8 protein-coding genes are annotated in these 14,692 nt (G+C 59.2%); 1 reads left to right on the top strand and 7 read right to left on the bottom strand.

Going from position 1 to position 14,692, the window contains the following annotated elements:
- Positions 1-204: 204 nt before the first annotated feature.
- The 7 genes from J7396_RS00290 to J7396_RS00260 all read right to left on the bottom strand — a co-directional run bounded on the left by J7396_RS00290 (position 205) and on the right by J7396_RS00260 (position 13,182).
- Positions 205-1,323 (bottom strand): hypothetical protein, encoded by a 1,119-nt coding sequence (locus J7396_RS00290; RefSeq protein ID WP_209260751.1) that lies wholly within the window; start codon positions 1,321-1,323, stop codon positions 205-207.
- A gap of 988 nt (positions 1,324-2,311) precedes the next feature.
- On the bottom strand, positions 2,312-4,405 hold the full coding sequence (locus tag J7396_RS00285; protein WP_209260750.1) for a hypothetical protein: 2,094 nt from the start codon (positions 4,403-4,405) through the stop codon (positions 2,312-2,314).
- On the bottom strand, positions 4,402-6,597 hold the full coding sequence (locus tag J7396_RS00280) for a HAMP domain-containing sensor histidine kinase (protein WP_209260749.1): 2,196 nt from the start codon (positions 6,595-6,597) through the stop codon (positions 4,402-4,404). The genes J7396_RS00285 and J7396_RS00280 overlap by 4 nt, the downstream gene beginning before the upstream one ends.
- A gap of 332 nt (positions 6,598-6,929) precedes the next feature.
- Positions 6,930-8,090: a cysteine desulfurase family protein gene (locus J7396_RS00275; protein ID WP_209260748.1), complete on the bottom strand. Its 1,161-nt coding sequence runs from the start codon at positions 8,088-8,090 to the stop codon at positions 6,930-6,932.
- Between the two features lie 11 nt (positions 8,091-8,101).
- Positions 8,102-8,938, bottom strand: a complete 837-nt coding sequence (locus J7396_RS00270; protein WP_209260747.1) for a phosphoadenosine phosphosulfate reductase family protein — start codon at positions 8,936-8,938, stop codon at positions 8,102-8,104.
- Positions 8,931-12,245: a hypothetical protein gene (locus J7396_RS00265; protein ID WP_209260746.1), complete on the bottom strand. Its 3,315-nt coding sequence runs from the start codon at positions 12,243-12,245 to the stop codon at positions 8,931-8,933. The genes J7396_RS00270 and J7396_RS00265 overlap by 8 nt, the downstream gene beginning before the upstream one ends.
- Position 12,246: 1 nt before the next feature.
- Positions 12,247-13,182 carry a DUF4007 family protein gene (locus J7396_RS00260; RefSeq protein ID WP_209260745.1) on the bottom strand — a complete coding sequence of 312 codons (936 nt, stop codon included), beginning with the start codon at positions 13,180-13,182 and terminating at the stop codon, positions 12,247-12,249.
- Between the two features lie 226 nt (positions 13,183-13,408).
- On the opposite strand from J7396_RS00260, the gene J7396_RS00255 reads away from it, so the two are divergent.
- A complete protein-coding gene (locus J7396_RS00255; RefSeq protein WP_209260744.1) occupies positions 13,409-14,452 on the top strand; it encodes a hypothetical protein in 1,044 nt (347 codons plus the stop codon).
- The last annotated feature ends 240 nt before the right edge of the window (positions 14,453-14,692 follow it).

The raw sequence follows: 14,692 nt of genomic DNA, 5'->3' as shown, positions 1-14,692 counted from the left end.
GGCGGCACTGGGATGCGTGCTCAATTTTGCAGAAAAAAAAGAACCACTCAAGCAAGTCCCCCGCCCAACTTGTTCGCCGGGACTGGGAAGGTTTTAGCGCGGCAGCCACTACTTCGGGCCGCCAATCACCAAGAATCGCAAAGTAGAGTGGCCAGCGGGGCGCCGATGTCCACCGGCACCCCTAGCGGCGAACCAGAGTCGCCGTCACATGCGATCAGGTTCGGCGTTGATCTGAGCGAAGAGCTGCTCGGCCGTCTGGCGCGCAATGGCATCAGCGTTGTTCGAGAGCGGCGTTAAGTCGATGCCCTCATCGCCGCCGACGTAGGCCGGTCCTCCGACGTCATCGTCATAAGGCGAGCCATCCTCATAGATAGCCTCGTACCTGTCTTTACTCAGGTCGTGCTCCAGCAGGCGGGACAGGTGCATCCAAACCCACGCCCGCTCGTCTGGTTCTTCATGGTCGAGGATCAGCTCGCGCATTGCGCCGATGTCGCCTTCCTGCGCAGCGGCCGTTAGCCAATAGCGCGCTGTCTCTCGATCTCCGTACTCGCTTGCGATATCGACCATGCTCATCGGGTCCATTTCGGCGGACGGACGGCGCTCGAGAATTGCTGGGTCGCCGTAGCGTTCGGCCGTTTCCATGAGCGCCCGAATGTCTCCGCCTCGGGCCGCGGCGAGCAGGTGGTGGCGGTGCTTTTCTTCCGCGCGTAGTCCTTGGGCCTCAACGTCTACGAAGCTCACAAACGGGCTCGTCCACGTGCCCTCGCGCTTTACTTGCCTTCTCACTCGTTCGTCTTCGTCGCCAAACCCCACCGCGTCGGACTCGAGCAGCTTCGCGATCGCCAAGTGCGCGGCCGGCGCCCCGCGCTGGGCCGCCGCCTCTAAGCCTTCCAGTAGCAATCGCTGGTGCTCGAAATAGAAGTCCAGGGCGCCGTTCGCAGGCTCGATAACGTGTGTCCATACCCACTGATGCCAGTCGGAGTCCTCGTCGTCACCTTCGACCGCCGCGATCAGCGCATTGAACCGTATCGGGGCGTGACCAGCGTCGTGCAGAAAAATCGGCAACCCCTCAACGACTCGCTCAGCCTCGTCCGCAGGAAGGCCAAGCTCTAGGCAACGGGACCGGATGGCATCTGGGTCGGGATGGATACCGGTGACGCGAAACGGCACGCCGCACCAGGTCGCGTCGTGCTGGAACCCGGCGTGGGTGTGGTAGCCCACCGCAGCGGCGAGCAGCTCGTGAACGTGGCTGCGCTTGAGTGACGTGACGCAACGTGCCTGGAAGAACGCGTGCGCACGGTAAGCCTGTTCTTTAATGGTCATGATTCGCCCTCGATGGCCAAGCCGATCCGGGTCAGGCACACACGTTTAAATCCCCGGCGGCCGGGCCAGAAGTCGAATCTATCTAGGGATCAGGCCTGTTTTCGCTCGTGTGCAAGCAGGGCGGGCGCCTAGGTCAGGCTATTCGCTCTGGAGGGCGACAGTCCACATTCGGCCAGAAGCCGAGGCTCGGCCGCCTCCACGCGTCATGACACGCACCAAAGCGCTAACCTTCGGGACACTCCGGAAACCAGTATGCGACCGGTCTACCGCTAGGCAGGAATACGTTGTTCTCCCGGGCGATCCAGTTGCCCCACCCAGGCGACTGCTCGTGGTACGCCTTCGCGGCGTAGGCGCCAAGCGCTGCGTCGCGCTCATGGTCTGTCCTGAAAGGATGTTTCGATACGAAAGCATCCGCCTCCGGCCATACGCGCAGGAACGCCTTGGGATGGGCCTCGGTCACGCACGTGGATGGCCAGCATTGAGCGATCGCAACCGCGACCAATATCCCTTGCACTAGGCACGCCCCACGCAGCGAATTCACGTGTGTGAATTGGCAAAGTCAGTGCAACTAGGCAAAGAGGATGCAACTCTCATAGTACCGAGGCGACCCGCCACTGCTGAATAGCGGAAGCACCTTCAGGTAACCGTGCGAAGCCTAGCCATTGCGGTGCTGCGAGCGGCGCAAAATTGGCGCCGACACCGCCGTCAGGCGACGGGTCGGCCGCCTCAGCGTGCGATCAGAACGCTGAATCCACCTTGTGCGCTAGCGCTAGCTTGGTACGCGGCACAGATGCTGACGACACCCTCCGCAGTCCAGGGCCGCCAGCCTCGAGCCCTGGATCATCACCACAGACCCTGGGCGGGAAAGATCTGATCTTCATCGCCGTGGGTGATGAGCGTAAGCACATCGAGATTGACCAGAATTCGCATGGAAGCCGGTCGCGGAGGAGCCTGCCAACAAGTCGAAATGCTCTTGTGGCCTGCCAACCTACACGAATGCGCGGGTAAGAATCAGAGTGGCCCCTACGGGCAGCTTGCTTCCCATTCCAGCCTTATTGATCTCAGCTACCAATGCAGCACCATCAAACTCAGCGCTCGCATCCATGCGAGTCAGCAGGGCGCCCGTGTTCTTGATCGCCTTCGAAGAAAAAGGCGCTCCTTGACTCAATTCCATACCAGAGACGAGCTCGCTAACGAATTCAGCTTTTTTAGCATCTGCGACTCCGCTCAGAAGCGGCAGTAGGGCTCGAGCATCGGCGACCGGAAACTGGATTCTCCACAGCTTTTTTTCTGTCTGCCACGCGCTCACCTCAATCAGTTTATTGACATTCTTTTGGACCCAGCCTATGGCTTGCTTGTGGTAGACCGACGCGGAGTAGCGGTAGACCTTAGGCATACGGATCTGGGCCACACGCGAAGCCTGAGAGACATACTTTGACAAAACCGCGTAGGCTGTATCGCTACGAAGCTGGCCTACCCAGTTGTAATCTTCAAGTGTTTCCAGCAGCGTCGCCATCGCAGGGGTGAATGGTTGCCGTAAGCGCCACTGAAGCGCAAAGAAGTCGTCTGAATCGAGGTCATCGCAGTAGTAGGGAGAGTCGAAAAGTTTTTCGCCCACTGCCACGCGATCCACCGGAAATCTATTGCCCTGGATCAGTAAGTAGTGCACGTCAGCGACGCCGCTCAGCTTTTCTGACTGGACATCGCATGCCTGAGTCAAATTGACGAAGTAGCGTCTGGCACCTTCCTTCTCTCGCAGAATCGTGCCGAACCTGAGGTGCCGCTTCATCCAGATCAGACGATCTTCGGTGTGCGCTGGATGCGGCATTTTGGGTACGATAGCTGGAGCCACAGCTTCTTCTAGGTCACCTGCATTTGCCGCAGTTACTTCCTGGGCAATATCGGCCTGCACGTCAGCCTGCAACTTCTGGTGTGCCTCGGATGCGACGTCTGCGGGCGCCACCGCAGGGTCCGCTGGTGGTGTGACCGCCGGCCCGGGCGGACCAGCCGTAGGTTCCCACCAGGGCCGGCGGTGCCAAGCGACATCGCTCATGAGGCTCCTGATCGCTCGTTGCGCATGCCGCACTTCTACGCCCTGGTCGATCGTGGGCCCAATGGTTGATTGCGCGCCGTTCAGTGCCTCCCTGAGAGCATCAATTTCGTCGAAAGGAAATCCATGCTCCTCGGCTTCCGCACTGACACGTCGCGAGAGCACATCTGCCAGATACTCTTCCAATTTCATCGAATCTTGGCTGGCGGTGGCCGAAAGCAATGCGAAAGCGCTAGCGTCGAGGTCATAAAGGCGACGAACCATCTGCTCGGCAGCTTTGTTTAAGCTCGTCTTCCAAGCCTCAACAAAACGTTCGATCGGCATGACCAAGGGCCGCTCGGTGGCAAGCTGCTGCAACGCCCTCAGCCACTTCTCCTTTACATTCTCATCCGAGTCGGGATTGGCGATGACAGGTTTCGCCAGAATCCGAAATCGAGACGCAGATATTTCACACTCGTCCCGGATGTCCTCAAAATGCCCCCGAATGGCATTGATGTCTGATGACATGAGAACGACAAGGAGTGGGTGTTCCCTGTTGGCGTGCGCCCGCTTGAAATCTCGGATGAGCTTGTAGGTAGCTTGCGGGTCGTTATCCATTAGAAAGTAGTCGACCACTAGCAAATCGTAGCGATCCGCCTCGGGAAGATCTCTGGCCTCCGACCACTCATCTAGTTCGACTCCGTGGACGGTGAGCCAGCTTTTGATCATTTCTAACGGAGCTCGCAGTGCTTCCCGGTCTGTCATCGCACGCTCGTAGGCGCCGCGAAGAACTTCGTGGGCCACTGCCCGAACGGCAGGAGCCTTAAGAGCCTTGAGGCGGTCATCAGCACTTCCATGCGGTAACGCCATCCGTTCAAGCTCTTCGTCAAGCGCAAACGTGTAGTCGTGATTCTCGTCGGCAAGCACCTGTGAGATTGCTACCCCCTTTCCATGCTTGTCGAGACTTGCCATATCCACCGTGCGGGACAAATCATCGTCCACGATAAGCACTCGCCCAATCCCGGCGCTCATGAAGTTCGCTTCCAAGCTCATTTTTCTGTCCTAGGCAGTTCCAATATGAACGTACGTAGCTGACCATCTTCGCCAGCCGTCGGAGCTAAATATAGGCTTCCTCCGTGATATTCCGCCACCTCTCGCGCCAGGTAGAGGCCGTAGCCCTTCCCTTTGGCGCGTAAAGAGAATCCAGGATTAAAGACACGATCCCGATCGGAAGAGAAGATGCCAGGACCGTTGTCTGTGACGGTAATCGTATTTGACTTCGCGTCTATTTCAATTTCTATAAGGCCACGTTCTATGGTGTCTTTCCGCTGTCCTAACCAGTACACCGAATTACTGATTAGGTTCTCCAACGCTAAGCTGAGGAAGCCCGGCACCATCCGCACCTTCGCCACCGCGTCTTTCGGCATGACAGTCACCTCGTAATCGATGCCATGCCTGGCGAAGCGCGAAGCATAGCCTTTGAGAATAGTCTGCGTGAGCTTGACCACTTCGATATCACGCTTAGTGTGTCGCGCGCCGGGCATCAACGGATCAAACTGCCGCAGTCGGGTGTTGATCGCCCGAATTTCCTCTTCCAGCTTATTCAAAAGATTTTGCGTGTCTTCATCCGCGTCCTGAGCCAGGTCTAGCATCAGCCTTCGCGTCTGAGCTGTAGTGCGCGTCAGTTCATGCATGACGCCATGCATAACGTTGCCGATGCCCGCCAACTCCAGAATGTCTTCACGCCCCTCTGTAGCCTTCTCGATGGCTGTCTCGAACTTTTTCACCTGGGTGCTTATGAAGTGCAGATGCTCGTCTAGCGAATTGACAGTTGGCCGCAGGCTCTTAGGAATCTCTGACTTCAGTGACGCCACCTCCTGCTTGGCCAGCGTTAGCCGGTCATTGAGGGTTGAAGTCCCATCATTGACAAGGCTCTCAAGCTCCTGCCGCTTAAGCGCTTCGTCGTTTGCCTCAACCAGGGAACGAAGGGGGCCGATCGCGTACTTGAGCAGCAATAGCTTGAGAAGCTCGGCTTCTGGCGTCGTCACCAGACCTTCCCGGTTTGTAAGATCGACGAGTTGTGGATTGCCCTTGTGCGTAATTTCCAGCGCACCCACGACCTGGATGCGATTGACAATGTAACCGCTACCACGCAATGCTTTGTGGTCCAGTCCCAGCCAATCACCATCACGCTCCGAGCCCGTAAATCCTACGCGGAAGCCATCACGATAGATCGCTATGCCGCCGGACCAGATGTCCAGCTCCGGACGGATGATCGAGTTCCACTCCTTGGTCTTTTCCCGCACGGATCTGCGATTGAATCGCATGATGTGCAGCTTGAAGGGGCCAATGGACTTGAGATCATCCAAGCTTACTGCCCCGCCCTCGACCAGACTTCCGCTTACGATCCCCGCGCTGCGCGTTTGCACGTCCGCAGACTCGTCCTCGGGGGCCACCTTGAGCGTGACGGTCAGCACCTCGTCCTTAGGCTGCTTGGCTGTCTGGGGATAGAACTCCAGGAGCAGATACTGATCGGCGAGGCTCCTGACCTCTTCTGGCAAGGGCGGAAAAGCGATCGGAGGCAGATCATTGAGGCTTACACTGATTCGAAAGCGGCGCGACTTAGAGAATGGGCTGCGCAGGCGTCGGATAAAAGACTGCAGATCCTTGATCTGATCACTTTCAGCAGCCCAATCGCTGCGCAGCGCAAATATCCTTACGATCGTTCCACTCGGGATATCCGTCTTCCGAGTAGTCCTTCGAACATCTACTGGCACATCAGAAATCTGCAGGGAGGCGTTATTGAACAGGCGCCAGTCGAACTCTACAGACGACACACGGGTAGCATTAGCAACCCAAGTCTCCACGTAGGCACGCTCCCCCACGCGCATCATTGCCAGGCGACCGATACCCTTATTCCCGAGGTATTCCTCAACATTGGCGGGCGGCTGAGAGCCGACCTTAAAGTCCGTACCCACCGTCAGAAACACGGGCAAAAGATTACTTTCGGAAATGCCACAGCCGGTATCAACCACTTCGACGAAGTTGACTTCCTCGATGATCTTTACCGCTTCGTCGACTGTTTTGGAGCGGCGCAGGCGAGAAAGAGTGGCCTCAAAGTACTCAGCTGTTACTGAGCCTTTCTGCCTTTTGGTCGCTGCAGCCTTGAGCTGTTCAATGATTGCTTCCAGTTGCTGCGCAACCGGATTGCTACTCTTTTTCAGCTGTGTGGCGATCTTGTGCAAGAGCGTACTTGGCACAGGGCACACCAAACGCACCGTAACTGTAGGCGACCCCGCATCGAACGAGTTCTTCAGCAACTCGTTGATCGCGATTTCATCGGAGGTGATCAGCTCTCGACCGAGGTGCAGAAGTGTCCGCGCCGCAACCCGGAAGCCGGATCCTTTCAGCGTAGATGGCCGACTAGCACGGGCCGGTTTCGCCTTAGGTTTCTTATTCGGTCTCGCCATACACCTGATCTCCTCTCCATGATGGCTCAGAGCACCATTGCGCCCGGAGCGTCCTCTCAAAATGACGTTGCGCCGCGTGGCTGGCGGCCCGACTCAGCTTCCGGACGCTACAAAGCATGGATCCGTTGGATCACATCAAGCAAGCGCGCGGCTGCCTCGCTGGCTTCTTCCAGGCTACTGGAGCGGCCGAAACTGAAGCGAATCACCTGGCTGGCATGGCTTTCGTTCAATCCGAGCGCCCTAAGCACGTGGGATGCGCGTAGCTCCCCAGATGCGCAGGCCGCGCCACTGGATGCCGAGACATGCGGCAAAAGGCGACCGAGCACATCGTCAGCCGCGAAGCCGGGGATGTGCAGGCTCAGGTGACCGGGAATGCGGTTGACCGGGTCACCTAGGACAGAATAAGCAAGCCCCCAGGCATCTAACTGCGCGAGGAAAGCGGCGGCCATTGACTGCAGGTGCAACCGATGCTCTGCTGCGGAAAGGGCGGCAAGGCGTGCCGCAGCGCCGAAGCCCACCGCCAGGAACGGCGCGACCGTTCCAGACCGGGCGCCCTGCTGCTGTCCACCCCCATGCATCATCGGTCGCAGCTCCTGCATCACACTGGGATCGACATAGAGCGCGCCAATGCCGGCCGGACCGTACATCTTATGACTAGACAGGCACACCAGATCGAGCTCGTCTTCGAGGGCGGACAAGGGCCAATGACCCGCCGTTTGAGAGGCATCGACGTGCAGCAAGTGGCCGTGCTCATGCGCGACCCTGGCTAGCGCCGCGACGTCCTGAACAGTACCAATCTCGTTATTTCCATGCCCTACCGCGATAAGCCCAGGCGCGGCATCCAACTCTTCCAGCTGTGCCTCAAGTCCCGAGGCGTCCATCCTGCCTAGGGCATCCACGTTGAGCGTGGTCACAACGACGCCTTGATCGGCGAGGGCGCGGGCTGGTTCCAAAAGTGACTTGTGCTCGATCTTGCTCAGCCAGATGCGCGAGCGGTTCGGGCCAACCAAGCCCTTCAACGCCAGGTTATTCGCCTCAGTCGCACCGGAAGTAAAAATCACTCCCTCTGGGTCTCCCCCCAATAGCGTGGCGATCGCTTCGCGAGCATCGTCGATGGCGCGCGATGCCCGTGCCCCATGCCAATGCTCGGCGTGAGGATTGGCGTGTTGACCACGCAGCCATGGAAGCATCGCCTCAACGACCTCCTCGGCGGGAGGTGCCGACGCGGCGTAATCGAGGTATAGCGGCTCTCCAGCTTGAGCGCCCATGACGGTCACACCTACTTGTGGCACACCAGGCATGAATCGCCAGCGCCGAACATATCCTCCATGTCCAGCCCCTCGGAAGTAGCCTCTGGTCGCAGTGGATTAATCCGCTTTTTGGCCTTGGTACGCGCCAAACGGCGCTCATGCTCGCGTTCGATGGCGGCCACACGCTCAGGCTGCTCGAGCTCTACCAGCGACTCCCGGTCGCTCCAAGTGAACGGCGAGCCATGTTCCATGGCGCTCTTTTCGTAGCGCTTGGCTTCCTCGAATCGATCCGGATGTTGCTGTTTGAGGCGGACCCACTCGATCTTCTGTTGGAAGAAACAGAACGTACATCCACTGCGTGAACGCCAGTTGTAGTACTTCGGCAAGCCTACACCCGCGCCCTGCAGTAAATCCATGACCCCGGCATGATCGACGCCCGCTTCGCGGAAGGGCAGATGCACCGTCAGATTCTGATGACCCGAGTCATACCCTTCTCGATGCGACTCGTCGGCACGAATGGCGACATAGCTGTGCACGCGATCGCCAGCCTCAAGCCAAGGCTTGATCCAATTGCGAAAGGGCACCAGCTTCAGCTGACGGGTACACCAGCGAGTGTTGACTGAGGGCAGGAAGTGGCCGTACTCGCGCAGCCAGAAGTCGAAGTCGCGTTGAGGATTCAAGCGCAGAATCGGCTTGCCAAGGAAGCCTTCGAGGCTGCCCAGGAATTCATACACCTCCGGAAGCTCCTTGCCGGTGTCGGTGAAGAAGTACTGAAGGTCGAGCTCGGGATGATGCAGGCGCATATAGACCGCAAGCGCGGCGCTGTCCTTGCCTCCCGAGATTCCTAGCACATGCCGGTCAGCCACGTTTGCCTCCTTGTGGATGCAACTCTTCAAGAACTTTGGCGCCCGCCTCCACGATGGCTGCCAGGATTAAATCTGGCTTCACCGCACTGCTTCGCAGGTGCTCGATCAGGCCATCCCGCATCCGATGGATGACCGACGCATCGGACTCGGCCACGTCGATTGTCGCCGAGATTGTGTCCTGTCCACCAAAGACCACCGCCATGACGCGGCGACCGGCCGGACGCCCCTGCACCGAAGCAAGCGCCTCGATACGGCGAAACTCGAAGGCCCACTGCGAGAGCTGCACGGCTGCCTGGTCGAGGTCGTGATCGCTAAACTCCCGGGCTGGCTTGCTGACGGCCAAGGCCGCCAGGCTCTCAATGTCCGCATTACTACCGGAATAGGTTGTCAGCCGACTTGCGAAGGCCTCCAGCTTAAGGTCACCACTCACGCCTCGCACCGCCTGTGCGCGCTGCTGCAAGACGTCCAAGGCACCCACATGATCGATGCTATCGAGGAACTTGCCTTCCAACGCCTTGAGCGCAGCCGGATAAGCCAGATTGAGCTCTTCGACGACTTGGCCGATCTTATCGACCAATGCTTTGCCATCGCGGCCCGTGTCGAGCACTTCAGGCAGGTCCACAAATATCGTTTTGACAGGATCTGAGGCGCGCAGGAGAAGCGTGCGCGTGTTGCGTGACAGATCGCTGACCTTCGCTGTGCGCTGTGCCCACTGCGGAAGCGACAGGGTCCAGGACACCAGCGCCCGTGCAGAGTCGAGAGGATCGGCTGAGACCGGACGGTGCGTCGCCTCTTCCAGTCGGCAGGCCAGGAGGGTCAGCATCTGTTTGGCCGAGGCATCCATCCGCACCCATTTCCAACCGATGCGCGCAGGGTCCTGCAGCCACTCGTCTGTGTCTGAGTCGGTCAGATCCGGGCAGAACATGTCATCGACATACAGCGCGATCTCGCTGCGATGGGTGAGCAGGAACGCGAGCGCGAGGATAGGCAACACGCCTCGCTTGACCCCATAGGGAATCTGCCGCGCCAGGTCGTAGAGCTGTGCCAGGGTGATCGCACCATCGGCGCCCTGCAGCAGGTCACGCCAAGCCTGCCACAGCGGCACCAGAGAGCGCGCGCCCTCGAGGTCGTCGGACAGTTCGGGCGAAGAAAACGTGCCACGCTTTTTCACGGTCCGATGCAGCCCGAGAGGCGCCAGAACAGTGTGATACAAGCCTGCCTCGGCCGGATAGCCCGAGTAATCCAGCTCGTGGTGCCCACCGTGGGAAAGCATGCGGTGCATCAACAGACGCTGGGCCTTGGCCGCGTTGGAAGAGAGTACATCGCGATTGACCAGTTCACTGGAGATCTGAGGTGCACTTTTGAAGACCGCATCACACACCCGGCTAGCAATGGGCGAGAGGCCATCTTCGGCGGTTGGATGGAAGGTCTTGCTCGCGCTGTACCAGGTTGCCGTCGCGAAGGCATCGCGCAGAGCCGCTTCGAGATCGCCACGCAACTGCTGTAACCGTGCATGGATTTCGCGACTGGCAACGCCATCATTTTCTAACGACGGGGTGCTTTCGGCTACGTGTTCCAGCGCAGTCAGCTCGCTGGCATATTCGGCCAAGCGATGATGACCCTTGGGGACACCAAACAAGGTCAGAGGATCCTTGGCCGCCTTCGCCAGGTCGTGAGCCGTCTGCGCCAGCTGTTCAGAAGTGCTCTCCTCGTTCGGCACCAGCAGCGCGAAGCGTCCGGTCGGCGTCTTCTTCGGCGGCGCATGGGGATCCATCGCGCCGCTCGGCGTCACCACAGAGCGTTCGAACCAACGCAGTGTGCCGGTCTTGGAGTAGTGCTTGCGTGCGGTCAGCGGTGGCAAAACGGCTAGTTGCTTGAGCTGCTCGTCAATGCTTTGGCTGCGCTCTCGCTTGGCGGTGTCCACGGCAGCATCGATATCGAAATCGCTGCCCGCATAGATGGCCCAGGCTTCGTTGTGCTTGCGGTAAATGACGATGCTGGCCGCAGCAAGTTCTTCCAGTGCAGCTTTGACAACCTTGGGCGAGACGTCGTCCACCGAGCACTCAAGCACATCGTTACTGGCTGCCAGTCCCGACCCATTCCGAAACAGTTCGATCAATGCGATCGTCTTGGCCAAAGACACATGCGGCTCACGGAAGCGCGCTTCCACACGCTCTATGGCTTCGGCACTGATTGCCCAACGGTGGCCGTCAGCCGAGGCAAGGATCGCAGGCTCAAAATTCGCGCGCAGATAGTCCCAAAAGCGCGCCGGCTGGTAGTACCCAAGGCTCTTACGGGTGTGACCCTCCAGGAACTCACGGAAGCCCAGTGGCTCGGCTGAACTCAGAAAGCCGAATACGCTGCGCTCGTTCTGTCCAAAGCGGCGACGTGAGCAGGGGCCGAGCAGGGCCGCTGTCACCGGATGCAGTGGCCAGCACTGATCCAGAGTCTGGGCTAGCGTGGCAGATGAGGCGGGCCGACGGCGTTGAATCGCCTTGGCAATCACCTCGCTCAGTCTGCGGCTGCCCGAGTGGGCTTCATCGCAGCGGATGGCGCCTCCAATTAATGCGATGACCTCATCAGTACCGGCCACAACCGGCACATCCACAAAGCGCCCTTGGACCTTGGCCCACTCGCTCTGGACGGCTCGACCTGAGCGCGAGGCGTATTGATCAAACGCCTGATGCAGGATGCCGATGACCACCAGCTTGCCGTCGCTACGGCTGGCGGCTTCGGCCAGCTCTTGCAGTAGATAGATGTCCTCTCCCGCGGCGGCCGCAGCCTCCAGCAACTTGCCCATCTCATCGAGCAGAACCACTACGCCACCGTGCTCGCCCGCCTCTGCGCGCCGGACCAGCTCAGCGATTACATCGCGGCGCCCGTTGCGCATGCGCTTGGGACCGCGTTGAGGTGCATGCTTGTCGATCGCCTGACCTAGAGCCTCTTCAAGGGCCTGACGGCGCCCCACCACTGGCACGACCAGCCAAGGCTTCTTGCTGCCAAAGGCTTTCCAGATCTCGTCATCCGCCTCGACATTGAGGGCCTGCTTGGCACGCTTGCGGACCGTGGGCGTCCCGCCGGCCAGCTGCGCCAAGGCCAGAGCCAAAGTGGACTTGCCGCCACCGTATGGCCCTGTCCAGGTAAAGGCACGCTGTTGGGATTCGTTGATGTGGTGTGCAACCACAGCAAGCGCATTTCGTGAGCTGGACTGACAGATGTAGCCATCCAAGGCATCGGCGCGCGAGAGATCAGACTCCAACTGCACGGAGCGTTGGAAGCGCGGGGTGACCTGTATGCGGAGTTCCATGCTACTTGCCATATGCGTGCTTGAGAAGTCGTTGTTTGAGCGCATCCTGTGGTTCGGTCAGAATCCGACTAACATGCCGAACACCCGCCGTATCACTCCAGCGCAATTGCCCTTCGGAGATCTCCTCTAGGTTCGTCAGGCGGTCGCCCACCGAATTCTCGTCCAGCTTGAACACCCGCCCCGGCGCACCGAATTCGTGCGCAATGGCTTCGAAAGACAAAGTCGCTTGGCCCGAGCCGCTAGACCGCTCCTTGCTTTCCCAGAAGTCGAGCAGCGCAAGCGCAAACAGCCCATCGGGTAGCGAGGACTGCGCGCCGCGCCTGAACCGGAATGTGCCAATCGGCCCTTCGGCCAACAGGCCGAGATCTGCCAGGAGAGGTTCGGCGGCATCATCGGCCTCACGTCCATCTCGGCGAGCCACATAGCAGCGCAGGCATACATCCACGTCCCGCTTAAGGGTGACGTAGGAGACGCGGTGCCCCGCCTGCTCAGCTGCATGAGCAAGCGCAAGCGCGACCTTTTCAGACTCGAAGGTTTGCTGATTGATGCGATTGAAGACCCACCACCACGTGGTCGATCGCTTTGCGCGCCCTGCGAGCAGCCAATGCACCCACCACGCACTTGCCGGCTTTTCCAGATAGGGATCGAGACCTCGGCCGCCGAAGAGCGCTCGGCCGACCGTGCCGACACCCATCTTCCCTGCGGGCTGTTCCTCCAGAACGTCGCAGGCCAATGCCCAATGGCGGATCGCGGAGACCATGTTCTTGCCTACCCCGAAACGGCGAATGCCGTTTTCCGGCGCAAACGCCAACTTGGCATTGCCAAAAAAATCAGGGTGTTGCGCAGCCTCGTAGGCCTTTCGCAGCCACAATTGGCGAAGCGGGAAGGTCTCGTGACCAGAGAATTGAACGTCGTCGGGAAGCGCGGGAAGGGCCATACCGGCAGTCTACTGGCGGAGACCGCCAGCGGACAACGAGTTTCCTGGCGAATGCCGCCAGCGCGCATTGTTAACCCGAAGGTAACCCCTATAAGTTATTGATTTTATTGATTTTATCTAGCCGAGCGAATTGTCGACATCATTCCGCGCCCATGCCGCGTCCGGGGGATGGAACTAAGTATGCGGAGACCGGACACTAGGTCGCTATAGAAGCAGGGGAGTCACAATGAACTGGTTATGGCGATCGGGGCTTGCTGGAATGTTGACCTTCGTCGGCGCGGGTGCCGTTACGGCACAAAGCACGTCGACGCCCCTTCAACCTAGTAAGCCAACGGTACAGGCGAGCCCAAGCATGCCGCCCCATCCCGCGGCGCAACTCCACACTGTCAGCCCGATTTCGGTCGAGCAGGGCCTCACAACAGCGGCATTGCGTTCTGAGCTTGACGCCAGCGATTTGCGGCTACGGCAGTTCATCCAAGACAGCAGGGCTACAGGCTGGTTGGAAAAGCTCTGGCCGGCACTGCTGGGCCTTTTCGGCGTCCTCGTCGGTGGCGGAATCAATATTTGGCTTCACGGCAAGCAACGGGTCGCCACTGAAAAGGCCAATCGCGCGAGCGCCGCTTTCAAGGCGCAGACAGAAATCGTCGAGTACCGGTCCCGACAGGCACACGAGTTCTATTACCCCCTGTTACTGAGTTTGCAGCGCACCTCGGGGGTGCGGCGACAGATCTGCGATCATCTTCACGCCAAGAGTCCTGCGCGCTTTCAGTTTAAAAAGGAAGCTGACGGGCAGGAACACCTCTTCATCTGCGATCCATCAAAGAGTGAGCCGGTCAGATTCCGCTTGATCGAAGCCATGCACGAGCTAGCGAAGGCACATCCGGAAACCTTGCCGATGGTCAATGAGATCGTCGCCATCGGCGAGCAGATGAGCGCATTGATCCACGACAAGGGCGGCCTGGTCCTGTCGTCCAACGCCGTACTTACTGCTTCGCTTGGACGCTACCTGGCGCACTTCAGCATCCTGCGGGAGGTTGCGCGCAAGACGGAGGATCCCTCGTCGCTAGAGGGCATCAGCTATAACGTGCTCTACCCCAACGAGCTGGGCGGGCAACTACAAGCCGACATCCTTTTCCTTCAGAGCAGCATTGGCGCTTGGTCTGTATTTTCGGCTGAACTCTGGAAACAAGCCATGCCGGACATCCCGATGCCGGTGCTGACTCCGCAGGCACAGGTCCCAGCTACTGCGGTCATTAAGCCTGCTGCTTAACGACCTAGGCTACGACGCCGCAATCTCACGGTGTACCGCCTAGGGGAAGAAGACACTTTGTTGTTCGACAACCAAGCCGACGTAAGCTGGCTCGAATTGACGCCACGACCTTGCCCAATAGTAATAGCCTGCGTGGGTAGAAAGCTCAGCGACCCGCTGTCTCGCACCTATGCGCGCATACTTTCACCAGTTGCCGTATGGTCTCCGGAACACGAATACCTTCGTGCTCATATAACAAAT

This window comes from Xanthomonas sp. A1809, assembly GCF_017746015.1.
Lineage (GTDB): Bacteria > Pseudomonadota > Gammaproteobacteria > Xanthomonadales > Xanthomonadaceae > Xanthomonas > Xanthomonas euvesicatoria.
This window is presented reverse-complemented; position numbering and strand designations above follow the sequence as displayed.

Coding starts and splice junctions, on each gene's coding strand:
- J7396_RS00290 (WP_209260751.1), bottom strand. CDS start 1,323: ATGACCATTAAAGAACAGGCTTACCGTGCGCACGCGTTCTTCCAGGCA.
- J7396_RS00285 (WP_209260750.1), bottom strand. CDS start 4,405: ATGAGCTTGGAAGCGAACTTCATGAGCGCCGGGATTGGGCGAGTGCTT.
- J7396_RS00275 (WP_209260748.1), bottom strand. CDS start 8,090: ATGGGCGCTCAAGCTGGAGAGCCGCTATACCTCGATTACGCCGCGTCG.
- J7396_RS00265 (WP_209260746.1), bottom strand. CDS start 12,245: ATGGAACTCCGCATACAGGTCACCCCGCGCTTCCAACGCTCCGTGCAG.
- J7396_RS00260 (WP_209260745.1), bottom strand. CDS start 13,182: ATGGCCCTTCCCGCGCTTCCCGACGACGTTCAATTCTCTGGTCACGAG.
- J7396_RS00255 (WP_209260744.1), top strand. CDS start 13,409: ATGAACTGGTTATGGCGATCGGGGCTTGCTGGAATGTTGACCTTCGTC.